Source organism: Streptomyces sp. NPDC096152 (assembly GCF_044763235.1).
In the GTDB taxonomy this organism is placed as follows: domain Bacteria; phylum Actinomycetota; class Actinomycetes; order Streptomycetales; family Streptomycetaceae; genus Streptomyces.
In genome coordinates, this window is the sequence record NZ_JBIWFW010000001.1 from 358,635 (window position 1) to 382,832 (window position 24,198).

The window sequence follows — 24,198 nt, forward strand, 5'->3', positions numbered from 1 at the left end:
TGGTCCGCTCGGGGGCGGGCCAGGGGTTACGGCATGTCCTGCCTGAATTTCGTAACGGTTACCGAGGACTGAATCCTTGGCCAGAGGCGGCGGCCTCGTCGCACGCCTGTCCGCGCAGCGCCCGCGCCAGGTCGTCCCGCGCCTCCAGCACCAGGCGGCGCAGGGCGGGGGCGGCCTGCTCGTGCGCGGCGAGCCAGGCGTCCGTCGCCTCCAGCGTCTCCCGGGAGTCCCGCAACGACGGGTACAGGCCGCCCACCACGTCCATCGCGATCTGGATCGACCGCTCGGCCCACACCCGCTCGATCGCGGCGAAGTACTTCGGCGCGTACGGTGCGAGCAGCTCGCGCTGCGAGGGCTGCGCGAAGCCCGCGATGGTCGCCTCGGTGAGCGCGTTCGACAGGGCGTCCGACTCCACCACCTGCGCCCATGCCTGCGCCTTGACGGCGGCCGAGGGGCGCGCGGCCAGGCAGCGCACCTGGTGGCGTTTGCCGGAGGCGGTGTCGTCCCGGGCCAGCTCCTCGGCGAGCGTCTTCTCGTCCGCGACCCCGTGCACCGCCAGCGGCTCCAGGAACGCCCAGCGCAGCTCCTGGTCGACGTCGAGACCGTCGATCCCGGCCGTGCCGGCCAGCAGGTCCGACAGCAGGTCCAGATCCTGCGGGGCGTGGGCCACCTTCGCGAAGAAACGGGCCCAGGCGAGCTGGTGCTCGCTGCCCGGCTCGGCCTGCCGCAGCTCGCGCAGCGCGCCCTCGGCCACGAGCGCCCCGCCCGTCTCCCGCCAGGCGGGCGCCGCGTAGCGGACGAGCGCGGAGTCCGTCCAGGCGTGCAGCATCTGCAGCACGCCGATGTCGGACTCCCGCCCCGCGAACCGCAGCACCAGGCCGACGAAGTCCCGCGCCGGCAGCAGCGCGTCCCGGGTCAGGTTCCACAGGGCCGACCAGCACAGCGCGCGGGCCAGGGGGTCGGTCAGCTCGCCGAGGTGCTCGCGCAGCGTGGCCAGCGAGGTGTCGTCGAAGCGGATCTTGCAGTACGTCAGGTCGTCGTCGTTGACCAGGACCAGCTCGGGCGCGTCCGCGCCGGCCAGCTCCGCCACGACCGCGCGCGGGCCCTCGACGTCCACCTCGGCGCGCGCGTACCGCTCGAGGGCGCCGCCGTCGCCGCGCCGGTACAGGCCCACCGCCACCCGGTGCGGGCGCAGCTCCGGGTGCGCCTCGGCGGCCTCCTGGAGCACCGCCAGCTCCTGGATCCGGCCGTCCGGGCCGAGCAGCACCTGAGGCGTCAGCGAGTTGACCCCGGCCGTCTGCAGCCACGCCCGCGCCCACGCGCCCATGTCCCGGCCGCTGGTCTCCTCCAGCACCTCGAGCAGATCGCCCAGCCGCGTGTTGCCGTACGCGTGCCGCTTGAAGTAGCGCCGCGCGCCCTCCAGGAACGCGTCCTGGCCGGCGTACGCCACGAGCTGCTTCAGCACGGAGGCGCCCTTGGCGTAGGTGATGCCGTCGAAGTTGAGCTTGGCGTCCTGCAGGTCGCGGATGTCCGCCGTGATCGGGTGCGTGGAGGGGAGCTGGTCGGCCCGGTACGCCCACGCCTTGCGGCGGTTGGCGAAGGTGATCCAGCCGTCGGTGAAACGGGTCGCGCCGACCAGCGAGAACGCGCCCATGAAGTCCGCGAAGGACTCCTTCAGCCACAGGTCGTCCCACCACTCCATGGTGACCAGGTCGCCGAACCACATGTGCGCCATCTCGTGCAGGACGACGTTCGCCCGGCCCTCGTAGGACGCCCGCGTCACCTTGCCGCGGAAGATGAACTCCTCCCGGAAGGTCACCAGGCCCGGGTTCTCCATGGCGCCGAGGTTGTACTCGGGCACGAAGGCCTGGTCGTACTTCCCGAAGGGGTACGGGTAGTCGAAGTGGTCGTGGAAGAAGTCCAGGCCCTGCTTGGTGACCAGGAAGACGTCGTCGGCGTCGAAGTGCTTGGCCAGGCCCTTGCGGCAGAGCGCGCCGAGCGGGATCTCCAGCCGGGTGCCGTCCTCGAAGACCCGCTCGTAGGAGTCGGTCACGTGGTGGTACGGGCCCGCCACGACACAGGTGATGTACGTGGAGATCGGCTTGGTCTCCGCGAACCGCCAGACCCCGTCGTGCAGTTCGCCCTCGCCGTTGCTCCACACCGTCCAGCCCTCCGGCGCGCGCACCTCGAAGCGGAACGGTGCCTTGAGGTCGGGCTGCTCGAAGTTGGCGAAGACCCGGCGGGAGTCGGCCGGCTCGTACTGGGTGTAGAGGTACACCTCGCCGTCCTCGGGGTCGACGAAGCGGTGCAGGCCCTCGCCGGTGCGCGAGTAGGCGCACTGGGCGTCCACGACCAGCTCGTTCTCCGCGGCGAGGTCCTCCAGCCGGATGCGGCAGCCGTCGAAGACCTCGCCCGGGTCGAGGTCCTTGCCGTTGAGCGAGACGGCGGTGACGCTCGGCGCGAGAAGGTCCGCGAAGCTCGTGGCGCCGGGCTCGGCGCAGCGGAAGCGGACGGTGGTCACGGAGCGGAAGGTCCGCGCCCCGTCCCCGGTCTCCCCGCCCACCGCGGAGCGCACGTCGAGGGATACCTCGTAGCCGTCGACCGACAGCAGGGCGGCCCGCTCCCGGGCCTCGTCGCGGGACAGGTTCTCACCGGGCACGGGCGGTACTCCCTCAGCTGGGTCTCGGATGCCGGACACGACGTAACAGGACCGATCCTGCCATGTGCTCCTGTCGCCGGACAGCAGGGAATGGGACGCGAGAGGGCGATGTTGCCTGTTGAAGTACGTGTACGGTCCGCAGCCCGGATACCGGGCTCCGTCCGAGGAGAAGCATGTCCGAGACCGCGACCCCGTCCGGCAAGACCCCCGTCGACTTCTGGTTCGACCCGCTGTGCCCGTGGGCCTGGATGACGTCCCGGTGGGTGCTGGAAGTGGAGAAAGTGCGGGACATCGAGGTCCGCTGGCACGTCATGAGCCTCGCGGTGCTCAACGAGCCCAGGCTGGACGAACTTCCCGAGAAGTACCGGGAGCTGCTGACCACCAAGGCCTGGGCGCCGGTACGGGTGGTGACCGCGGCCTGGCAGAAGCACGGCGAGGACGTCCTCGGCCCGCTCTACACCGCGCTCGGCACCCGCTTCCACAACCGCGGCGAGGGCCCGACCGTCGAGGCGATCGCGGGCGCGCTGCAGGACGCGGGCCTGCCCGCCGACCTCATCGAGTACGCGGGCCAGGAGGACTTCGAGTACGACGCCGAGCTGCGCGCCTCGCACAAGGAGGGCATCGACAAGGTGGGCCAGGAGGTCGGCACCCCGGTCATCGCCCTGCCCGGCGCCGACGGCGAGCAGATCGCGTTCTTCGGCCCGGTCGTCACCCCGGCCCCCAAGGGCGAGGAGGCCGCCCGCCTGTGGGACGGCACCGTCGCGGTCGCCTCGGTCCCCGGCTTCTACGAGATCAAGCGGACCCGCACGGCGGAGCCGGACTTCAGCAACCTGTGAGCCGTCCCCGACCGGCTTCACCGGCCTGACCGGCCTGGCCGGAATGTGCCCCGCGAGCCACGTCCTCGCGGGGCCCGTCCCGTGCGAGGCGGCAACGGAAAGGCCCCCACAGATCCTGGGTTCCAGGTGTGGGGGCCTTTCGGGTGGGGAGTGGCGGGTCAGGCGCGGGCGCGGGCGCGCTGCCAGGCGTAGCCGATCGCGGCCAGGACCAGGGTCATGACGCCCGTCGAGTAGAGCTGCACCCGGGTGTCGGGCTGCCGGGCCATCAGGACGAAGATCGCCGCCATGCCGGCCAGGGCGACCCACGTCAGCCACGGGAAGCCCCACATCCGCACGACCAGCTTCTCCGGCGACTCCCGCTCCAGCCGGCGCCGCAGACGCAGCTGCGAGGCGGCGATGAAGATCCACACCACCAGGATCACCGCGCCGATCATGTTCAGCAGCCAGGGGAAGACGTCGTCCGGCCGCCAGTAGCTGAGCAGCACGCACGCGAAGCCGAAGACGCAGGACACCAGGACGGCGATCCGAGGGGCGCCGCCGGAGACCCGGGCCAGCGCGCGGGGGCCCTGGCCGCGCCGGACCAGGGAGTACGCGATGCGCGAGGAGCCGTAGACGTTGGCGTTCATCGCGCTCAGCAGCGCGACCAGCACCACCACGTTCATCAGCTGGCCGGCACCCGGGATGCCCAGGTGGTCGAGCGCGGCAACGTACGGGCCCTTGGCCACGACCTCCTTGGAGTCCCAGGGGACCAGGGTGACGATGACCGCCATGGAGCCGATGTAGAACACCGCGATCCGCCACATCGCGGTGCGCACGGCGCTCGCGACGCCCTTGACCGGGTTCTCCGACTCGGCGGCGGCGATGGTGACCGTCTCCAGGCCGCCGTAGGCGAACACCGAGGCGAGCAGCCCGACGACCAGGCCCTCGCCGCCGTGCGGGAGGAAGTCGGTGAGGTTCGAGGAGCCCGGGGAGGAGGTGCCGGGCAGGACACCGGCGATGGCCAGTACACCGAGGACCAGGAACAGCGTGATCGCGCCGACCTTCAGCGCGGCGAACCAGAACTCGAACTCGCCGAAGTTCTTCACCGCGGCCAGGTTCGTGGCGCAGAAGACCACCATGAACAGCGCCACCCACGCCCACTCGGGCGTGCCCGGCAGCCAGCCGGTGACGATCTTCGCCGCGCCGATTCCCTCCAGCCCGACGGCCGTGCAGAGCAGGACCCAGAAGGACCAGCCCGCGGTGAAGCCCGCCCAGGGACCGAGGGCCCGCTCGGCGTGCGCGGAGAAGGACCCCGACGACGGGTGGGCGGCCGACATCTCGCCGAGCATCCGCATCACCAGCATCACGAGGATCCCGGAGAGGGCGTAGGCGACGACGATCGAGGGGCCGGCGGCGGCGATTCCCGCGCCGGAGCCGACGAACAGGCCGGCGCCGATGACGCCGCCGAGGGCGATCATCGACAGATGGCGCTGCTTCAGGCCGTGGGACAGGGTGGCGTCGTCCGCCTCGCGTGGCGTCTCGACGGTGGTGCTGCTTGGCATGGGCGCGACTCGTCCAGTACGGGTGTGGGGGGCGAAAACGTCAACAGTCTGGGCAGCCTCTCCGCCCGGACGAAGCGGGCGCCCACCATCCGGACACGCGACGTACGAAGGGTGAACGGGCGGCTACGCGGCGGCCGGTACGGCGACCGGCACCCCGGCCGGGTGGCGGGGGAGTGTCCGAGGGGCGAACCGCGCCACGACCGGACGCGGGACGTTTGGCGGAACCCTACAGTCGCCTCACCGGCCCCCGATGTGAGGTGGGCGCCCCTGCCTCCGTGACCGGCATCACGCCATCTCGCGTGTAGGGCGCACCGTTTGTGCGGAGCCCACCAAGCCGTGGTTCCCGCCTTTGTCGATCGCTGACGGTGATCGGCTCGACCGCCCTGGGATAGCGTCACCGTGTCCCACCATGTCCCTCACCTGCGGAGTCCCCATGAGCACCGCCACCGCCACCGCTCGCCCCGGCGAAGTCCTCGCCGATCTCCTGCCCGCGTCGCGCGTGCGCGACGTCGCGCTCGTGCTCGGCGGTGCCGCGCTCACCGGCCTCGCCGCCCAGATCTCCGTGCCCGTGCCGGGCTCCCCGGTGCCGGTGACCGGCCAGACGTTCGCCGCCCTGCTCGTCGGCACGACGCTCGGCGCCGGCCGCGGCTTCCTGTCCCTGGCCCTGTACGCGCTCGCGGGCGTCGTCGGCGTGCCGTGGTTCGCGGACGGCGCCTCGGGCGCGGGTGCCGTCTCCTTCGGCTACGTCCTCGGCATGATCCTCGCCTCCACCGTCGTCGGCGCCCTGGCCCGCCGCGGAGCCGACCGCGGCGTGCTGCGCATGGCGGGCACGATGATCCTCGGCGAGGCGGTCATCTACGCGGTCGGCGTCCCCTACCTGGCCGCCGCCACCGGGATGTCCGCCTCCGCCGCCGTCGCGGCCGGCCTCACCCCGTTCCTGATCGGCGACGCCCTCAAGGCCGCCCTGGCGATGGGCGCGCTGCCCACCGCCTGGAAGTTCGCCGGCAAGCGCTGACGCGGCGACGCCCCTGGAGAAGGCTCGCCGGGCCGAAGTCCTACCGCGACTTCGACCCGGCGAGCTTTTTCATGTCCGGGGGTCGAGGAGCCGACCGGGACCTGGCTGCTCCTGTCGGCCTCGGTGCCGACCACGCCCTCGCCGGGGCCCGATCAGCCCTGCCCTCGGTCCCGTGGCCGTCCCCGCGAGCACCACAGCCCGGCCACGCCCGCCGCGATGAGCGCCCCGGCCGCCGCGCCCAGCGGCGGCACGTCCCGGTACGACCGGCTCAGGGAGAGCTTCACGGTCCTCTGGAAGAAGCACGGTCCTCTGGAAGAAGCACGGTGCTCCGGAGGAAAGAAGAAGGAGAGGGAGTCCCGGGGCGGGACTCCCTCTCCTGCGGTCTGCGCGAGGCTCGGTCAGCCGGCCGAGACCTTCTCCGACTCGGCGGCGGGCGCCGCGACCGCCGCCCGGTCGCCGGTCACCTTCTGCTTGACGACGGCGATCACGATCACGACCGCGGCGACCAGCAGCGACAGCAGCACCGTCGTCCGCCCGCTGCTCTCGCCCTCGGTGTCGGTCAGCATGTAGCCGAGGACGAAGACGATGAGCGCGGCCGTGGCCCAGGTCAGGTACGGGTACAGCCACATCTTCACGACGAGCTTCTCCGGTGCCTCGCGCTGGATGATCCTGCGCATCCGCAGCTGCGAGAAGCAGATCACCAGCCACACGAACAGGGCGACCGCACCGGAGGAGTTGACGAGGAAGAGGAAGACGGAGTCCGGGAACTTGTAGTTGAAGAACACCGCGACGAAGCCGAAGACGACCGACACCACGATCGCGGCCATCGGCACACCGCGGCTGTTGGTCCGGGCGAACGCCTTCGGGGCGTCACCGCGCTCGCCGAGCGAGAACGCCATGCGGGAGGCGGTGTAGAGGCCGGAGTTCAGGCAGGACAGCACCGAGGTCAGCACGATGAAGTTCATGATCTGGCCGGCGTGCGCGATGCCGAGGGAGTCCAGGGCGGCGACGTAGGAGCCCTTGTCGGTGATCGCCTTGGAGTCCCAGGGGAGCAGGGAGACCACGACGAGGATCGAGCCGAGGTAGAAGACGCCGATACGCCAGATGATGCTGTTGGTCGACTTGGTGACCGCGCGCTGCGGGTCCTCCGACTCGCCGGCGGCCAGGGTCGCGATCTCGCTGCCCATGAAGGAGAAGACGACGAGCAGCACGCCGGTGAGGATGGCACCGGGCCCGTGCGGCAGGAAGCCGCCGTGGCCGGTCAGGTTGCCGAAGCTCGCCTGGTCGGCGTGGACGCCGGGCAGCACGCCGAAGATGGCCAGCAGGCCGACGACGATGAACGCGCCGATCGCCACGACCTTGATGCCGGCGAACCAGAACTCGAACTCGCCGTAGGAGCCGACGGAGACGAGGTTGGTGGCGGTGAGCACCACCATCACGATCAGGGCCCATCCCCACTGGGGCACGGCGGGGATCCAGCCCTCGAGGATCTTGGCGCCTGCGGTCGCTTCCACGGCCAGTACGACGACCCAGAAGAACCAGTAGAGCCAGCCGATGGAGAAGCCGGCCCAGCGGCCGAGCGCGCGGTCGGCGTGCGCGGAGAAGGAGCCGGAGGTCGGGTTGGCTGCGGACATCTCGCCGAGCATGCGCATCACGAGCACGACGAGCGTGCCGACGAGGGCGTACGACAGGAGGATGCCGGGTCCCGCCGTGGCGATACCGGAGCTGGAACCGACGAACAGTCCCGCACCGATGACACCTCCGATGGCGATCATCGTCAGGTGTCGGTTCTTGAGTCCGGCCTGGAGCCCGGAACCTGGTTCTTCCGGGCTTCCGTGGCCGCTTCCGGCCTTCTGCAGGGTCGGCTGCGAGGTCATGAAGGGATTTCCTTTGCGCCGGGTGAGCGGTTTCCCCGTACGAGCGGTGTACGAGTCGGACCAGTGAATCCGAGGCAAAGAGATTCGTGAACCTTCGAAATCCAATCGTTACTTGAGGTTCTTTTGAGGTTTGTAATGTCGCTCACATTTTTTCGGGGGGTGTGATAACTGCCTAACCCGGCCCGTCTGCCCGGGAACCGGCGTGTCACACTCGGACCATGCGCGTGTATCTCGGCTCGGACCATGCGGGCTTCGAACTCAAGAACCACCTCGTCGAGTGGCTCAAGGCGGCGGGCCACGAGGCCGTCGACTGCGGGCCGCACATCTACGACGCCCAGGACGACTACCCGCCCTTCTGCCTGCGGGCCGCCGAGCGCACGGCCGCGGACCCCGACGCCCTCGGCATCGTGATCGGCGGCTCCGGCAACGGCGAGCAGATCGCCGCGAACAAGGTCGAGGGCGTCCGGGCGGCCCTCGCCTGGAGCGAGGAGACCGCCTCGCTCGGCCGGCAGCACAACAACGCGAACGTCGTGGCGGTGGGTGCGCGCATGCACACGGCGGAGGAGGCGACGAAGTTCGTCGAGACCTTCCTCGCCACCCCCTTCTCCGGTGACGAGCGCCACATCCGCCGCATCGACATGCTTACGGCGTACGAGACCACGGGCGACCTCCCCCCGATCCCGGCCCACCACCCTCAGCAGTAACCCGCGCCCGCCGGTCCGCGGCGGCAACGGCTCCCGCACCCGGGTGTGGGGCGGGAGCCCGGGACGGGCGCCTCTCACCCGGCCGCCGGTCCGAGCCGGGGCGCCGGTCCGAGCCGGTTCGCCGGTCCGAGCCCGGGCGCCGGGTGGGGCAGGCGGCCGGACGTCACGACGGCCGAAAAGGAGACCCGCACGTGCCAGAGGGGCACACCATTCACCGGCTGGCCCAGGACTGCGCGGCCCGCTTCGCGCACGGCGCCCCGCTCACCGTCCGCAGCCCCCAGGGCAAGTTCGCCGACTCCGCCGCCCTCCTGGACGGCAGCCCCCTGCACACCGCCGAAGCCCACGGCAAGCACCTCTTCCTGGGCTTCCGCGACGGCGACTGGGTCCACATCCACCTCGGCCTCTTCGGCAAGGTCACCTTCGGCGACGCCCCGGCGCCCCCGCCCACGGACACCGTGCGCCTGCGCCTGGCCGACGCCGCCTCCTACCTCGACCTCCGCGGCCCCACGACCTGCGCGCTGATCACCGACGCCGAGAAGGCGGCCCTGCACGACCGTCTCGGCCCCGACCCGCTCCGCCCGGACGCCGACCCGGACGCCGCCTACGCCCGTGTCCGCGGCAGCCGTACGACGATCGCCGCACTTCTGATGGACCAGAAGGTCGTCGCCGGCGTCGGCAACGTCTACCGCGCCGAGGTCCTCTTCCGGCACGGCATCGACCCGTACCGCCAGGGCCGGGACATCACCCCCGGCGAGTGGGACGCCCTCTGGAGCGACCTGGTCGAGCTCATGCGCGAGGGCGTCCGCAACAACCGCATCGACACCGTCCGCCCCGAACACACCCCGGAGGCGATGGGCCGCCCGCCCCGCCGCGACGACCACGGCGGCGAGGTGTACGTCTACCGCCGGGCCGCCCTGCCCTGCCACGTCTGCGCCACCGAGGTCCGCACCGCCGGCCTCGCCGCCCGCAACCTCTTCTGGTGCCCCACCTGCCAGGCCGGCGCCGGCCGGTGACCGTTCTGCCGCGGCGCGGGCGGCCGTCCTGCCCCAGCGGGTGGCCGCAAGCGCGGTGAGGTGTCAACGGCTGAGCACGGAAGCGGCTGTTGACGGCCTGGGAGGCGTCTGTGAAGTTGAGTCTCCAACGAGGGATAAGTCAGACCTCCCGTGCGAAGAGGCTGCTCGGCTGGATAGGGTCCCGAACTGATGGCAGCAGGACGAGGGCGGCGCGCGGAAGCCGAGACGTTCACGGCCCGGTTGAAGAAGCAGTGGCACCGGGCCCGCGTCGGCGTGCGCAGAGCCGCCGTCGACTACTTCCGCGGGAACGGCTCCGACTGGGTGGCGCTCGGTGGCCTGCTGCTGACCATCCCGGTGATCGCGGCCGTGACGCTCGCCAACCCGGTGTGGTTCGCGCCGGTCGCGCTGGTCCTGCCCATCGTCGCCGGAGGGCTGCTGCTGCGCCCGGCCAGCCTGCTCGGCCTGTACGCGGCGGCGGCCACCGCGCTCATAGTGGAGTCCGTGCGGCTCGGCCCGTACACCGAGGGCCCCTCCCGGGTGACCCCCGGCACCGTGCTGGTGGTCGCCGCGTGCGGGTTCTTCGGGCTGCTGATCGCGCAGTTCCGCAGCCGGGTCGGCGTGCCCTGGCGGCGCGGCGGCACCATGCTGTTCGACCTGCGGGAGCGCATCCGCGTACAGAGCAAGCTGCCGAAGCTGCCCGACGGCTGGCACCGGGAGATGGCGCTGCGCCCGGCCGGCGGCCAGTCCTTCTCGGGCGACTTCGTGGTCGCGGCCCGCACCAACGGCGGCCGTACCCTGGAGGCCGTCCTCACCGACGTCTCCGGCAAGGGCATGGACGCCGGCTCCCGGGCGCTGCTGCTGTCGGGTGCGTTCGGCGGCCTGCTGGGCAGCCTGCCCCCGCACGCCTTCCTTCCGGCGGCCAACGGCTACCTGCTGCGCCAGGACTGGGAGGAGGGCTTCGCCACCTCGATCCACCTGGTGCTGGACCTCGACTCCGGCGACTACGAGCTGTACTCCGCGGGGCATCCGCCGGGCCTGCAGCTCAGCGCGGGCAGCGGCCGCTGGGAGGAGAAATCGGCCGAGGGCCCCCTCCTCGGGGTGTACGACGGCGCACAGTTCGACCCCGTCAAGGGCTCGCTGAGACCCGGCGACGTCCTGATGCTGTTCACCGACGGCCTGGTGGAGACCTCCGACCGGGACATCGTCGAGGGCATCGACCGCCTCACCGGCGAGGCCGACCGCTATGTCGCCGGCGGCTTCCACGGCGCCGCCTGGCATCTGATCGAGGCGGTGGCGAAGGACGTCAACGACGACCGGGCGCTGCTGCTGATCTGCCGCGAGGGCCCGACGGCCCAGGCGATGCCGCGCTGAACGGCCACCGCGACCGGCACACTGGCGCCATGACCGACACGCGCCCCCCGCTCACCCCGGCCGAAGTCGAGGCCGTCGCCCGCGCCGCCCACGAGGGCCAGACCGACAAGGCGGCCCGGCCCTACGCCGAGCACCTGAGGGCCGTAGCCGAGGGGGTGCGGGCCCGCGGCGGCGACCCGGACCAGATCGCGGCGGCCTGGCTGCACGACTCCGTCGAGGACGGCGCGCTCTCCGCCCGCTGGCTGCACGAGGCCGCGCTGAGCCGCCGTACGAAGGACATCGTGCTGGCCGTCACCAAGCGGGCGGGGGAGGAGCCGGAGGCGTACGCGCGGCGGATCCTCGCCACGCCCGGCGCCCGGCTGGTGAAGGAGGCCGACCTGGCGCACAACGCCGACCCACGCCGTCTCGCGGCCCTGGACGACAGCACCCGGAAACGACTGACCGAGAAGTACGCACGGATGCGCGCGCTTCTCGGTCTGACGGAAGAGGGGGACGAGACGGACGAGGTGGCCCGAGGGGGCCAGGAGAGCCGGGGGAGAGGCGGGAACTTCGGCAGCGGCGGCCGGGCTAGGCGCTGACCTTCTCCCGCTCGCGCCGTTCCGCCTTCGAGCGCTCGCGGGCCAGTTCGGCCGCGTCCTGCTTGAAGGCCCACTCCATCTTCGGCTCCATCGCGAACCGGAAGACCCGCCGCACCGGCGCGGTGCACAGCAGGGTGACGACGGCCGCGGCGAGCACGGTCAGGGCGATCTCGCCGAGCGGGCGGTGCAGCGCGGGGTGGTCGAACCAGCCCCGGAAGTCGCCGGCCTTGATGAGGAAGCCGTGCAGCAGGTAGCCGTAGAGCGTGCCGGCGCCGAGCGAGGTGAACCACATGTTCCGGCGCGGCACCCAGGCGAAGAAGCAGGCGGTCAGCAGCAGCGAGCAGCCGAACATCGCCAGCACCATGATCGGGCCGGTCCACCAGGGCGCGCCCAACTCCTGCGCGGAGTCGCGGTGGTAGAACCAGGCGGTGCTCATGTGGGGCACCGCCCACCAGCCCACGGCCAGCGCCGCGGCGAACACGGGCACCGACAGGATCCGCACCGACCGGCGGCGCACCATGTGGAAGTGCTCGGCCTTCATGCACAGCCCGAGCACGAAGTAGGGCAGGAACTGCAGGACCCGCTGGAGGTCGAGGTCGTCGCCGATGCTGGAGGCGACCGACGCCAGCATGGCGATGCCGAGGGCGATCGGCAGCGGGTGGCGCACCAGCTTCCAGATCGGGGTGGTCAGCCGCCAGATGAACAGCGCGCACAGGAACCAGGTGAGGAACCAGGGATCGAGGAGGCTGATGTCGTGGTCGGGGGCGTGGTCCACGACGCGCTTGAACAGCGAGTAGCCGGTCTCGAAGACGACGTACGGCACGACCACGCCGGTGATCAGGCGCTTGAGCCGGTCGGGGCGCATGTCGAAGCTGCGCGAGAAGAAGCCGGAGATGATGATGAACGCCGGCATGTGGAAGCTGTACACGACCGTGTACGCCGCCTCCACGATCCGGCTGTCGTCCTTGAGCGGCTCCCAGACGTGCCCCATCGCCACCAGGACGATCGCCAGATACTTGGCGTTGTCGAAGAACGCGTCGCGCTGCTTGCCCGGCCTGCCGCTCTGTTCGGCGGGCTTGCGCGGGCTCGGCACTCCAGGCGCCGGCGACTGTGCCGGAGGGAGCGGCGATCTGTTCTGGCCGGGGGACGAGGCAGCGTGGAACATCTGAGGCACCCTAGCGTTGTCTGCGGGATTCCGTAAAACCCCCGACGTCATTCCTGGCTATCCGCTGCGGGTACCCGGGATTTGGCGAAGAAGACGTGACCGTGGGGGTGACTGCCGACACATCCCGAGTGTCCTTTGTGCACATCCCATGCACCCTCAATGTCCTGATACATCATGACTGATGGGGTCATAGTGCCGTGTCTGCGCCAACAATTCGAATTACCTGCGCACGCGATGTGTGGACATGGAAACGACAGTGCTCCATTTCCGTCGCGGGTGCGCCCTCGAATTGCCGTACGGCGCGGGCCCCTTGACCGCCTCCCACCGGGGGTTCCGCCCCGCGCGGGGCGGTTGGTGACGAGGCCGTGACCGATGTTGCGTCAGCGGCCGCATACGCGGGGCAGGTTGGTGGCACGATGGTTCTGGCGGGGGCGTGCGGGGCAGGCGTCCCCGGGCCGGGAGAGCGGAACCGACCGAGGGTGTGATCAGTTGTGGCCATTTCACTGTCTGTGGTGGTGCTGTTGGCGATCATCCTGGTGGTGTTGCTCCGGGGAGGATCGATCAAGGCCGGGCCGGCCATCGTCGCCATGCTCTTCGGCTTCTTCCTCGCCTCCACCGGCATGGCCCCGTCGATCAACCGCTTCCTGAACTCGATAGCGGAGACGATCAACTCGATCAGCTTCTGACCGCCGCACGCAGGGATCAGCAGCCGCTCATGCTGCCGGCCGGGTAGCACTGGTCCGGGCGGTCGCCCTGCACGGGGCTGTGATCCAGGGTGACCCGGCCCGCCGGGAAGAAGACGCCGTTCCAGATGCCGCCGCCCTCGCGGCCCGCGGTGTTTGACGCATGCTCTGCCCTTCCTTCGCGACATGGGCGCGTTGATGCGGGAAACGGGAAAGGTGGACCGTAGTGACATGTCCCGCGAGAGGCCCCGCTTCGGACCGGCGGCGTGTTCCGCTCGATCGATCGAGTTATTGAATGCGAGCGGAGGATGTCGAGTGGCCGAATGCGCGGGGGGCGGGTCGGCCGGCGCGGGCCCGGACGCGGACCCGGAAAGCACTCGGGCCGGGTCGGAAGGGAGAACCTCCGACCCGGCCCGGGCCGTACAGAGCGGGCGACGGGAATCGAACCCGCGTAGCCAGTTTGGAAGAGTGCGTATGCGGATGTGTGGTGACCTGGCGAGACGCTGACCTGCGCGTTTCTGAACTGGTCGCCGTGACTCCCCGCTGTTCCCCGTGCGGTACCCCCTCATCGGGCACGCAGGGGGCACGTGTGGCTCTCTGCCGCGTTCTCAGCCCTCCTGCGCCCCCCCACGCCTGCCCCGGGCCCTGCTCGCTCTCACGCGGTGCTCTGAGCCGCTCCCCTGGCGCACAGGCTTTGAGGCTGGGCCTCATCCTTATCAGGTCGATCACCACAGACTGTGGTTGCAGGCGCTCGCCGGTGGTGAGGCGGTCTGGTGACCGCCACGGTCCGCGCTGAGGCGTGCTCGTCCGGGGTTGTTGGTGTCAGGCGTTGGTGTCAGCCCCCAACGGGCCACTCGAACGTTGATAAGCCGACGTGTAGCGGGCCTCCGGTCGTGCGATCAAGGCTTGTGCGTGTAGAAGATCCACATGAGCCCTTCCGAGGCGACCCCTGCGCCGAACCACGCCAGGAATTTCGGGAACGTCGGCCGCTCCATGCCCTGCCGCCAGCCGATGAACACCAGCAAGGCGACGTAGAGGCAGAAAAATCCGAGCAAAAGGAAACAGCTACCGATAAGCCAGAACAAAAAGTCCACCATGTGTTCCCCCTAGGTCCCGCACCGAGTCCTTGAGGGTACTGATCCTGGGCGCCAACTGACCACAAGGGTCTGCGCGGCAAGGGGCACGCGGGGGACACGCAGGACTGAACGGAGCCCCGGGAAACGATCAGGGCCAGTCGGAGGAAATAGCCTCCGAACTGGCCCTGATTCATGCAGAGCGGGCGACGGGAATCGAACCCGCGTAGCCAGTTTGGAAGACTGGGGCTCTACCATTGAGCTACGCCCGCACACATCGCGCCGCGGACCAGGTGATCGCGGCACAGAAGGCATCGTAGCGGGTCGTACGGGGTCGACGCACACCCCTTCTCCGAAGGGCGGGGTGCACGGGTGCGCCGGAGTGGGTCGCGCGCGCCGCGATGCGCCGGGATGCTCGTGAAATGCGGCAGCCCCGCTGCCTGCGGGCATGTACCCTACGTGTCGCACCAGACGGGGTGTGGCGCAGCTTGGTAGCGCGTCCGCTTTGGGAGCGGAAGGCCGTGGGTTCAAATCCCGCCACCCCGACCACCCGCCGGCTCCGGGTCGGCGCCACCTCGCATGATCGCCTTTTGGGGCGCTGTGCGGCTGCGGTTACTATGCAAGCTGCGCGCCCGTGTCTCAGTATCTGAATCCTCCCGGGCGGCGAAATCCGCCGGACCTGTCTGGCTCCGGCAGAAACCAAGAAGTCAGCCACAAGGAGACCGAACCGTGAAGAGCGCCGTGGAGACCCTGAACCCGACCCGGGTTCGGCTCACTGTCGAGGTGCCCTTCGAGGAGCTCAAGGACAGCCTCGACGCGGCGTACAAGAAGATCAACCAGCAGGTCACGGTGAAGGGCTTCCGCAAGGGCAAGATCCCGGCCCGCGTCATCGACCAGCGGTTCGGCCGCGGTGCCGTCCTGGAGGAGGCCGTCAACGACGCGCTTCCGAAGTTCTACACCGAAGCGGTCAACGAGGCCGAGCTGAACCCGCTGGGCCAGCCCGAGGTCGACATCACCGAGCTGAAGGACGGCGAGACGCTGAACTTCACCGCCGAGGTCGACGTCCGCCCGACCGTCGAGATCCCGGACTACTCCGGCATCGAGGTCGAGGTCGACGCCGTCGAGGTGACGGAGGAGGACGTCGAGAAGGCGGTCGAGCAGCTGCGCGAGCGCTTCGCCTCGACCAGCCCGGTCGAGCGCGCCGCCGAGGACGGCGACGTGGTCACCATCGACCTGGAGGCCAAGGTCGACGGCGAGGTCCTCGAGGACGGCGTCGCCAACGGCGTCTCCTACACCATCGGCTCCGGCGAGCTGCTGGACGGCATCGACGACGCCGTGAAGGGCCTGTCCGCCGACGAGGAGGCCACCTTCACCTCCGAGCTCAAGGGCGGCTCGGCGGCCGGCAAGGAGGCCGAGGTCACCGTCAAGGTCACCCAGGTCGCCGCGCGTGAACTGCCCGAGCTGGACGACGACTTCGCGCAGCTCGCCTCCGAGTTCGACACCCTCGAGGAGCTGCGCGCCGACAGCCGCAAGCGCCTGGAGAGCATGAAGCAGTACGACCAGGCCACGCAGGCCCAGGAGCGCGTCCTGGACAAGCTGCTCGAGCTGGTCGAGGTCCCGGTCCCCGAGAAGCTGCTCGAGGACGAGATCAACACCCGCAAGCACAACCTCGAGCACCACCAGCTCGGCCAGATGGGCCTCACCCTCGACAAGTACCTGGAGATCCAGGGCAAGACCGCCGAGGAGTTCGACACCGAGACCCGCGAGGCCGCGGTCAAGGGCATCAAGACCCAGTTCGTGCTCGACGAGCTCGTCAACAAGGAGAAGCTCAACGTCAGCCAGGAGGAGCTCACCGAGCACCTCATGCGGCGCGCGGCCTCCTCCGGCATGTCCCCCGACGAGTTCGCCCAGGCGGTCGTCCAGCAGAACCAGGTTCCGCTGCTGGTCGGCGAGGTCGCCCGCGGCAAGGCCCTGGCCGTCGTGGTCGAGGCCGCGACCGTGAAGGACACCAACGGCGAGATCGTCGACCTGGAGGACGAGGACGAGGCGGAGGAGACCGCCGAGGCCGTCGAGACCGAGGCCGCCTCCGCCGAGGGCGAGGGCGAGGAGAAGGCCGAGGCCTGATCCCCGCGCCCCCTCCGACGCGGCCACGACGGGCCCCGGGACGCTCACCGCGCCCCGGGGCCCGTCGCCGTACCGGCCCGCTGCCGTACCCACCCGCGGCCGTACCGGCCTGCCGCCGTGCCGGACCGCCGCCGGGGCGGCCCGCCGCCGTGTCGGCCCGCGAGTCGTGCCGGGTCATGGCCGTACCACGTACGGGATTGTCGCCGGACATGCGCTGACAGCGAACAGTCGCGGAACCGGGATGGCACCCGCCTGCCTGCGCGTTAGGGTCCATGAATACGAGGGCAGGGGAGTCCCCGAAGCCGCCCCGGACGGCGGCGAGCCGGGGTCCCACGCCCCGGCAGAACACGTGAGACGGCCCGGCGCCGTCGTAAGACGAGCAGGTGGATACGTGACGAATCTGATGCCCTCCGCCGCCGGCGAGCCTTCCATCGGTGGTGGCCTCGGCGACCAGGTCTACAACCGGCTGCTCAACGAGCGGATCATCTTCCTCGGCCAGCCGGTCGACGACGACATCGCGAACAAGATCACCGCGCAGCTGCTGCTCCTTGCCGCCGACCCGGACAAGGACATCTACCTGTACATCAACAGCCCCGGCGGCTCGATCACGGCCGGTATGGCGATCTACGACACCATGCAGTTCATCAAGAACGACGTGGTGACCATCGCCATGGGCCTCGCGGCCTCGATGGGCCAGTTCCTGCTGAGCGCGGGCACCCGCGGCAAGCGCTTCGCGCTGCCCAACGCCGAGATCCTGATCCACCAGCCCTCCGCCGGCCTGGCCGGCTCCGCCTCGGACATCAAGATCCACGCCGAGCGGCTGCTGCACACCAAGAAGCGCATGGCCGAGCTGACCGCGTTCCACACCGGCCAGTCGGTCGAGCAGATCACCCGGGACTCGGACCGCGACCGCTGGTTCGACGCCCACGAGGCCAAGGAGTACGGCCTCATCGACGACGTGATCCCCACGGCCGCCGGCATGCCGGGCGGCGGCGGCACCGGGGCCTGAGACGCTCCCGCGGGGCCCTGACGGCCCCGTGGGCCCAGCCGCGCCCCGCAGGGCCCTGCCGACCCCCTGCGGGGCCGCAGCAGCCCCAGCCCGCCCCTCAGCCGACCGCCCAGCCCCTTCCCAGGAGACACCGTGAACGACTTCCCCGGCAGCGGCCTCTACGACCGCACGCGCGCCGAGTACACCGGCCCCTCGGCCGAGTCCCGCTACGTGATCCCGCGCTTCGTGGAGCGCACCTCGCAGGGCGTCCGCGAGTACGACCCCTACGCGAAGCTCTTCGAGGAGCGCGTGATCTTCCTCGGCGTCCAGATCGACGACGCCTCCGCCAACGACGTCATGGCGCAGCTGCTGTGCCTGGAGTCGATGGACCCCGACCGGGACATCTCGGTCTACATCAACAGCCCCGGCGGATCCTTCACCGCGCTGACGGCGATCTACGACACGATGCAGTTCGTGAAGCCGGACATCCAGACGGTGTGCATGGGCCAGGCCGCCTCGGCCGCGGCCGTGCTGCTCGCCGCCGGCACCAAGGGCAAGCGCATGGCCCTGCCCAACGCCCGTGTGCTGATCCACCAGCCCTACAGCGAGACCGGCCGCGGCCAGGTCTCCGACCTGGAGATCGCCGCCAACGAGATCCTGCGGATGCGCTCGCAGCTGGAGGAGATGCTGGCCCGGCACTCCAACACGCCGCTGGAGAAGATCCGTGAGGACATCGAGCGCGACAAGATCCTCACGGCCGAGGAGGCGCTGGAGTACGGCCTCATCGACCAGATCATCTCGACCCGCAAGATGAACAACGAGAACGTGCGCTGACGCGCCGGATGTATCGTCTGCCGCCCCTTGGCCCGGTTTGACCGTGCACGTCGCAGTGAACCGCGCCAAGGGGGGCCCGAACCAGGGGCCCGGCAAGGTACCGTCGACATAAGGCAGCACCAGGAGCCGCTGGACCTAGGCGTCTCCCAGGCGAAGGGGAAGCACACCGTGGCACGCATCGGTGACGGCGGCGATCTGCTCAAGTGCTCGTTCTGCGGCAAGAGCCAGAAGCAGGTCAAGAAGCTCATCGCAGGGCCCGGTGTGTACATCTGCGACGAGTGCATCGATCTCTGCAACGAGATCATCGAGGAAGAGCTCGCGGAGACCAGCGAGGTGCGCTGGGAGGAGCTTCCCAAGCCCCGCGAGATCTACGAGTTCCTCGACGGGTACGTCGTCGGCCAGGAGCCCGCGAAGAAGTCCCTGTCCGTCGCGGTGTACAACCACTACAAGCGGGTCCAGGCCGGTGAGAACGGCGGCGCGCAGGGCCGCGACGACGGCATCGAGCTCGCCAAGTCCAACATCCTGCTCCTCGGCCCCACGGGCTCGGGCAAGACACTCCTCGCCCAGACCCTCGCCCGCATGCTGAACGTGCCCTTCGCCATCGCCGACGCCACGGCGCTGACGGAGGCGGGCTACGTCGGCGAGGACGTCGAGAACATCCTGCTGAAGCTGATCCAGGCCGCCGACTACGACGTCAAGAAGGCCGAGACCGGGATCATCTACATCGACGAGATCGACAAGGTCGCGCGGAAGAGTGAAAACCCCTCGATCACGCGGGACGTGAGCGGCGAGGGCGTCCAGCAGGCCCTGCTGAAGATCCTGGAGGGGACCACCGCGTCCGTCCCGCCGCAGGGCGGCCGTAAGCACCCGCACCAGGAGTTCATCCAGATCGACACGACGAACGTGCTGTTCATCGTGGGCGGTGCCTTCGCCGGCCTGGAGAAGATCATCGAGGGCCGCGCGGGCGCCAAGGGCATCGGCTTCGGCGCGACGATCCGCTCCAAGCGGGAGCTGGAGGCCAAGGACCAGTTCGAGGACGTCATGCCCGAGGACCTGGTCAAGTTCGGCATGATCCCCGAGTTCATCGGCCGGCTGCCCGTCATCACCTCGGTCCACAACCTCGACCGCGAGGCCCTGCTCAAGATCCTGGTCGAGCCGCGCAACGCGCTGGTGAAGCAGTACCAGCGCCTGTTCGAACTCGACGGAGTGGAGCTGGACTTCGAGCGCGAGGCCCTCGAAGCCATCGCCGACCAGGCCATCCTCCGCCAGACCGGCGCCCGCGGTCTGCGCGCCATCATGGAGGAGGTGCTGATGTCGGTGATGTACGAGGTCCCCTCCCGCAAGGACGTGGCCCGCGTCGTCATCACCGCCGACGTCGTGCACTCCAACGTCAACCCGACCCTGATCCCGCGCGACGCCCGCGGCCGCGGCCCGGGCGAGCAGAAGACGGCCTGAGGGTCTCAGCGCCGACGGGCAGGCACCCAACTCAGGGTGCCTGCCCGTCGGCGTGTCGGACCAGAGACGATCTGATCGAGCCATCCCTCCGGCGCGAACTGGGGCCCACCCTGTTTTCGTGATCAGATGAATCCGACCAAGTCGGACGTGCATTCGAATGTCTGGCTGTGCAACAAAACGGGAGGATTTCGAATGACGTTCCAAAGGGTGAAGCGCATGGCGGCCGCGGCCAGTGTGATGGTGGCGGCAGGGGCCCTGCCGATCCTCGTGGCCTCACCAGCGAGCGCCACGCAGGGCGCCTGCAGCAACTACGTGGCCAGGCATGGATACTTCGCCGGCCCGAAGGTGAAGGCGGCCTGCGGTCACGAGCATCACCCGATCGGGGCCAGCCCTCTGTGCCTGGCAGGCCTGCTCAGCATCCGAGTGGACATGGCCACCGCACAACGCGCTTGCACGCTCGCCTGAGCTGAGCCGCTAGGACGGGACGGGGCGCCTACGGAAACCGCTGGGCGCCCCGTTGGGTGTATGTCTGCGTCAGGCCTTGACGCGGACGTCGTTGCGGAGCTTGGCCGCCAGGGACGCCGTCTCGTCGACCGAGTCGCTCCCGCCGGTGGCCAGGGAGGCGAGGCTGAACGACATCACGTCGGCCACGGTGCTGTGGTCGCCCCAGATGCAGATGGGCATCTTCACCGTCTTCGCGGCACCGGCGGCCGCGGAGGACGAGCTGTCGTTCGCGAACTCCGCCACCTGGCACTTCATGACGCCGTTGGTGAATCCGGACGGAGTCACCGTCTGCGGGCTGCCGACCAGCCGGCCCTTGTCCTTCTCGTCCTTCTCGGACTCCGCCTTGATCTTGGCGAACATGGCGTCCACGACGGCCTCGGGGTCGTCGACGGTGCCGTACACGCCGCTGAAGGTGAGGTTCTTGGCGGACAGTCCCGTGCCGTTCTCGTACGACGCGCTGACGTCCTTGGCGTCCTTCACGCCCCACTTCTTGAAGTCGGACAGGTCGTCGTGGCTCATCGAGTCCGGCGAACCGCTCTTGGTCGACTTCTTGTACGTCCCGTCGATCACCGTCGCCGGGGTCGTCAGCTTGTGCGGGCCGTCGTCGGCCACCGAGCCGCCGCCGGTGCCGGAGAGCAGGAAGTACGCCCCCACCGCGATCACCGCCACGACCGCCACCGCGCCGATGATCAGGCCCGTCTTCTTGCCGCCGCCACCGGAGGCCGGGGGCTGCGGGGCGCCGTAGGGCTGCTGACCGTAGGGCGGCTGCTGGCCGTACGGGTTGGGCTGGGGCGGCACGCCCTGCGCGGGCTGCTGCGGGTAGCCGTAGCCGGGCTGCGGCTGGGCCGGAGGAGCCTGCTGGGGGTAGCCGTAACCGGGCTGGGGAGCCTGCGGCTGCTGGCCGTGGGGACCCTGCTGACCGTACGGTCCGGGCTGCTGGGGCTGCCCGCCGTACGGGCCCGGCTGGTTGTGACTCATTTCTGGGTTCCCCTCCAGATACTTATGTGTTCACGACATCCTGGCGCAGACCCCTCCGACCAGGGGTGGCGGGGTGCGGACCGTTACACAACAAACGCGTTTCGGGACGGCGTCGTGACACCTCTAAACTGACCCCGTGACCGAGAACGCTCAGCAGCAGCCACCAGCGCCCCACACCGAACTGCCGACCCAGTACGCGCCGGCCGACGTAGAGGGGCCGCTGTACGAGCGCTGGGTAGAGCGCGGTTACTTCGAGGCGGACGAGAAGAGCGACAAGCCGCCCTACACCGTCGTCATCCCCCCGCCGAACGTCACGGGCAGCCTGCACCTCGGCCACGCCTTCGAGCACACGCTCATCGACGCCCTCACCCGCCGCAAGCGCATGCAGGGTCACGAGACGCTGTGGCAGCCCGGCATGGACCACGCCGGCATCGCCACGCAGAACGTCGTCGAGCGGGAACTCGGCAAGGAGGGCAAGTCCCGGCACGACCTGGGCCGTGAGGCGTTCGTCGAGCGCGTCTGGCAGTGGAAGGCCGAGTCCGGCGGCCAGATCAGCGGTCAGATGCGCCGCCTCGGCGACGGCGTCGCCTGGTCGCGTGAGCGCTTCACCATGGACGACGGCCTCTCCCGGGCCGTCCAGACCATCTTCAAGCGGCTCTACGACGACGAGCTGATCTACCGCGCCGAGCGCATCATCAACTGGTGCCCGCGCTGCCTGACCGCCATCTCGGACATCGAGGTGGAGTACCAGGACGACGACGGCGAGCTGGTGTCGATGCGCTACGGCGACGGGGACGAGTCCATCGTCGTCGCCACCACGCGTGCCGAGACCATGCTCGGCGACACGGCCGTCGCCGTTCACCCCGACGACGACCGCTACCGGCACCTGGTCGGCAAGCTCATCAGGCTGCCGCTGACCGACCGCTCCATCCCGGTCGTCGCGGACGAGCACGTCGACCCGGAGTTCGGCACCGGCGCCGTCAAGGTGACCCCGGCGCACGACCCGAACGACTTCGAGATCGGCCGGCGCCACGACCTGCCGTCCCTCACCGTCATGGACGAGCACGCGGTCATCACCGCGCACGGCCCCTTCCAGGGGCTGGACCGCCTGGAGGCCCGCTCCGCCATCGTCGGCGCGCTGCGCGCCGAGGGCCGGATCGTCGCCGAGAAGCGCCCGTACGTCCATTCGGTGGGCCACTGCTCGCGCTGCAAGACCACCATCGAGCCGCGCCTGTCGATGCAGTGGTGGGTCAAGGTCGGCCCGCTCGCCAAGGCCGCCGGTGACGCGGTCCGCGAGGGCAAGGTCAAGATCCACCCGCAGGAGATGGAGAAGCGCTACTTCGACTGGGTCGACAACCTCCACGACTGGTGCATCTCACGGCAGTTGTGGTGGGGCCACCGCATCCCGGTCTGGTACGGGCCGAACGGCGAGGTCGTCTGCGTCGGCCCCGACGACGAGGCCCCCACGGGCGAGGGCTGGCGCCAGGACACCGACGTCCTCGACACCTGGTTCTCCTCCGGCCTGTGGCCGTTCTCCACGCTGGGCTGGCCCGAGCGGACCGAGTCGCTCGCGAAGTTCTACCCGAACTCCGTCCTGGTCACCGGCTACGACATCCTCTTCTTCTGGGTCGCCCGGATGATGATGTTCGGCCTGTACGCGATGGACGGCACCCCGCCGTTCCACACCATCGCCCTGCACGGCATGGTCCGCGACCAGTTCGGCAAGAAGATGTCGAAGTCCTTCGGCAACGCGGTCAACCCGCTGGACTGGATGGACAAGTACGGCTCCGACGCCCTCCGGTTCACCCTCGCCCGCGGCGCCAACCCCGGTGTCGACGTCCCGATCGGCGAGGACTGGGTCCAGGGCTCGCGCAACTTCGCCAACAAGATCTGGAACGCCACCCGCTTCGCGCTGATGAACGGCGCGACGGTGGACGGTCCGCTGCCGGACCGGGCGCGGATGTCGTCGACCGACCGCTGGATCCTGTCCCGCCTCAACTCGGTCGTCGCCGAAGTCGACGCGTTCTACGACGACTTCCAGTTCGCCAAGCTCTCCGACGCCCTCTTCCACTTCGCCTGGGACGAGGTCTTCGACTGGTACGTCGAACTGTCCAAGACCACCTTCCAGGCGGGCGGCGAGGCGGCCGAGGTCTCCAAGCGCGTCCTCGGCGAGGTCCTCGACGTCACGCTCAGGCTGCTCCACCCGGTCGTCCCGTTCGTCACGGAGACCCTCTGGACCACCCTCACGGGCGGTGAGTCGGTCGTCGTCGCCGAGTGGCCGGCCGCTGTGCTTGTTCCTGGGTCCGACGCCCCGGGCCCGGGAGGCTTCCGCGACGCGGCGGCCGAGCGGGAGATCGGGACCCTCCAGTCGGTCATCACCGAGGTCCGCCGCTTCCGCGCCGACCAGGGCCTCCAGCCCGGCCAGCGGGTCCCGGCCCGCCTCAGCCTGGACGGCACGACCCTGGCCCCGCACGAGGCCGCCATCCGGCAGCTGCTGCGGCTCCAGCCGGAGGGCGAGGGCTTCGCCGCCACGGCGACCCTGCCGGTCGCGGGCGCCGAGGTCGCGCTGGACCTGTCCGGCACGATCGACGTGGCCGCCGAGCGCAAGCGCCTGGCCAAGGACCTCGCCGCCGCCGAGAAGGAGAAGGCGCAGGCCACGGCGAAGCTCGGCAACGAGGCGTTCCTCGCCAAGGCCCCGGAGAACGTGGTGGACAAGATCCGTACCCGCCTGGCCAAGGCCGAGGAGGACATCGCCCGCATCCAGGCCCAGCTGGAGCGCCTGCCGCAGGCGTAGGACAGC

The 24,198-nt window shown here is 70.1% G+C and carries 18 protein-coding genes, 2 tRNA genes and 1 pseudogene; 14 read left to right on the forward strand and 7 right to left on the reverse strand.

What is annotated here, in order from left to right:
- Window positions 1–58: 58 nt before the first annotated feature.
- Complete coding sequence (pepN, locus tag ACIQ9G_RS01585; RefSeq protein WP_403604647.1) at window positions 59–2,659, reverse strand: aminopeptidase N; 2,601 nt, start codon at window positions 2,657–2,659, stop codon at window positions 59–61.
- Between the two features lie 173 nt (window positions 2,660–2,832).
- On the opposite strand from pepN, the gene ACIQ9G_RS01590 reads away from it, so the two are divergent.
- Window positions 2,833–3,495: a DsbA family protein gene (locus ACIQ9G_RS01590; RefSeq protein ID WP_403604650.1), complete on the forward strand. Its 663-nt coding sequence runs from the start codon at window positions 2,833–2,835 to the stop codon at window positions 3,493–3,495.
- A gap of 158 nt (window positions 3,496–3,653) precedes the next feature.
- Here the strand turns inward: ACIQ9G_RS01590 and ACIQ9G_RS01595 are convergent, their stop codons facing one another.
- Complete coding sequence (locus tag ACIQ9G_RS01595) at window positions 3,654–5,036, reverse strand: amino acid permease (protein ID WP_403604653.1); 1,383 nt, start codon at window positions 5,034–5,036, stop codon at window positions 3,654–3,656.
- Between the two features lie 433 nt (window positions 5,037–5,469).
- On the opposite strand from ACIQ9G_RS01595, the gene ACIQ9G_RS01600 reads away from it, so the two are divergent.
- Window positions 5,470–6,051, forward strand: a complete 582-nt coding sequence (locus ACIQ9G_RS01600; RefSeq protein ID WP_356180663.1) for a biotin transporter BioY — start codon at window positions 5,470–5,472, stop codon at window positions 6,049–6,051.
- A 398-nt stretch (window positions 6,052–6,449) separates the two neighbouring features.
- Here ACIQ9G_RS01600 and ACIQ9G_RS01605 read toward each other — a convergent pair whose 3' ends face one another.
- Entirely contained in the window at window positions 6,450–7,928 is a 1,479-nt protein-coding gene (locus tag ACIQ9G_RS01605) for an amino acid permease (RefSeq protein WP_403604658.1), read from the reverse strand.
- Window positions 7,929–8,146: 218 nt separating this feature from the next.
- Here ACIQ9G_RS01605 and ACIQ9G_RS01610 point away from each other — a divergent pair, with 218 nt between their 5' ends.
- The 4 genes and pseudogenes from ACIQ9G_RS01610 to ACIQ9G_RS01625 all read left to right on the forward strand — a co-directional run.
- Window positions 8,147–8,632: a ribose-5-phosphate isomerase gene (locus ACIQ9G_RS01610; protein WP_403604661.1), complete on the forward strand. Its 486-nt coding sequence runs from the start codon at window positions 8,147–8,149 to the stop codon at window positions 8,630–8,632.
- A 191-nt stretch (window positions 8,633–8,823) separates the two neighbouring features.
- Window positions 8,824–9,645, forward strand: a complete 822-nt coding sequence (locus tag ACIQ9G_RS01615; RefSeq protein ID WP_403604664.1) for an Fpg/Nei family DNA glycosylase — start codon at window positions 8,824–8,826, stop codon at window positions 9,643–9,645.
- A 189-nt stretch (window positions 9,646–9,834) separates the two neighbouring features.
- Entirely contained in the window at window positions 9,835–11,016 is a 1,182-nt protein-coding gene (locus ACIQ9G_RS01620) for a PP2C family protein-serine/threonine phosphatase (RefSeq protein ID WP_403604668.1), read from the forward strand.
- Between the two features lie 29 nt (window positions 11,017–11,045).
- Window positions 11,046–11,498, forward strand: a pseudogene (locus ACIQ9G_RS01625) (HD domain-containing protein); the annotation flags it as partial.
- An 85-nt stretch (window positions 11,499–11,583) separates the two neighbouring features.
- Here ACIQ9G_RS01625 and ACIQ9G_RS01630 read toward each other — a convergent pair.
- Window positions 11,584–12,687: an acyltransferase family protein gene (locus ACIQ9G_RS01630; protein ID WP_403604671.1), complete on the reverse strand. Its 1,104-nt coding sequence runs from the start codon at window positions 12,685–12,687 to the stop codon at window positions 11,584–11,586.
- 563 nt (window positions 12,688–13,250) lie between these two features.
- On the opposite strand from ACIQ9G_RS01630, the gene ACIQ9G_RS01635 reads away from it, so the two are divergent.
- Window positions 13,251–13,445 carry a hypothetical protein gene (locus tag ACIQ9G_RS01635; RefSeq protein WP_392192896.1) on the forward strand — a complete coding sequence of 65 codons (195 nt, stop codon included), beginning with the start codon at window positions 13,251–13,253 and terminating at the stop codon, window positions 13,443–13,445.
- Window positions 13,446–14,341: 896 nt separating this feature from the next.
- On the opposite strand, the gene ACIQ9G_RS01640 is transcribed toward ACIQ9G_RS01635, so the two are convergent.
- Both ACIQ9G_RS01640 and ACIQ9G_RS01645 read right to left on the reverse strand, forming a co-directional pair.
- A complete protein-coding gene (locus ACIQ9G_RS01640; protein ID WP_403604674.1) occupies window positions 14,342–14,539 on the reverse strand; it encodes a hypothetical protein in 198 nt (65 codons plus the stop codon).
- 177 nt (window positions 14,540–14,716) lie between these two features.
- Window positions 14,717–14,787, reverse strand: a tRNA-Gly gene (locus ACIQ9G_RS01645).
- Window positions 14,788–14,987: 200 nt separating this feature from the next.
- Here ACIQ9G_RS01645 and ACIQ9G_RS01650 point away from each other — a divergent pair.
- The 6 genes from ACIQ9G_RS01650 (at window position 14,988) to ACIQ9G_RS01675 (ending at window position 20,381) form a co-directional block, all read left to right on the forward strand.
- Window positions 14,988–15,064: transfer RNA gene (locus tag ACIQ9G_RS01650), tRNA-Pro, on the forward strand.
- A gap of 180 nt (window positions 15,065–15,244) precedes the next feature.
- Entirely contained in the window at window positions 15,245–16,639 is a 1,395-nt protein-coding gene (gene tig / locus ACIQ9G_RS01655) for a trigger factor (protein WP_403604677.1), read from the forward strand.
- Window positions 16,640–17,042: 403 nt separating this feature from the next.
- A complete protein-coding gene (locus ACIQ9G_RS01660; RefSeq protein WP_189705719.1) occupies window positions 17,043–17,648 on the forward strand; it encodes an ATP-dependent Clp protease proteolytic subunit in 606 nt (201 codons plus the stop codon).
- Between the two features lie 132 nt (window positions 17,649–17,780).
- Window positions 17,781–18,461, forward strand: a complete 681-nt coding sequence (locus tag ACIQ9G_RS01665; RefSeq protein WP_356180691.1) for an ATP-dependent Clp protease proteolytic subunit — start codon at window positions 17,781–17,783, stop codon at window positions 18,459–18,461.
- Window positions 18,462–18,629: 168 nt separating this feature from the next.
- The gene (gene clpX, locus ACIQ9G_RS01670) at window positions 18,630–19,916 is read left to right on the forward strand and encodes an ATP-dependent Clp protease ATP-binding subunit ClpX (RefSeq protein ID WP_403604681.1); all 1,287 of its coding nucleotides are present in this window, start codon (window positions 18,630–18,632) and stop codon (window positions 19,914–19,916) included.
- Window positions 19,917–20,042: 126 nt separating this feature from the next.
- Window positions 20,043–20,381, forward strand: a complete 339-nt coding sequence (locus ACIQ9G_RS01675; protein ID WP_403604684.1) for a hypothetical protein — start codon at window positions 20,043–20,045, stop codon at window positions 20,379–20,381.
- A gap of 69 nt (window positions 20,382–20,450) precedes the next feature.
- Here ACIQ9G_RS01675 and ACIQ9G_RS01680 read toward each other — a convergent pair whose 3' ends face one another.
- Window positions 20,451–21,398, reverse strand: a complete 948-nt coding sequence (locus tag ACIQ9G_RS01680) for a hypothetical protein (protein ID WP_403604687.1) — start codon at window positions 21,396–21,398, stop codon at window positions 20,451–20,453.
- A 136-nt stretch (window positions 21,399–21,534) separates the two neighbouring features.
- Here ACIQ9G_RS01680 and ACIQ9G_RS01685 point away from each other — a divergent pair, with 136 nt between their 5' ends.
- Window positions 21,535–24,192 carry a valine--tRNA ligase gene (locus ACIQ9G_RS01685; RefSeq protein WP_403604690.1) on the forward strand — a complete coding sequence of 886 codons (2,658 nt, stop codon included), beginning with the start codon at window positions 21,535–21,537 and terminating at the stop codon, window positions 24,190–24,192.
- Window positions 24,193–24,198 lie beyond the last annotated feature (6 nt).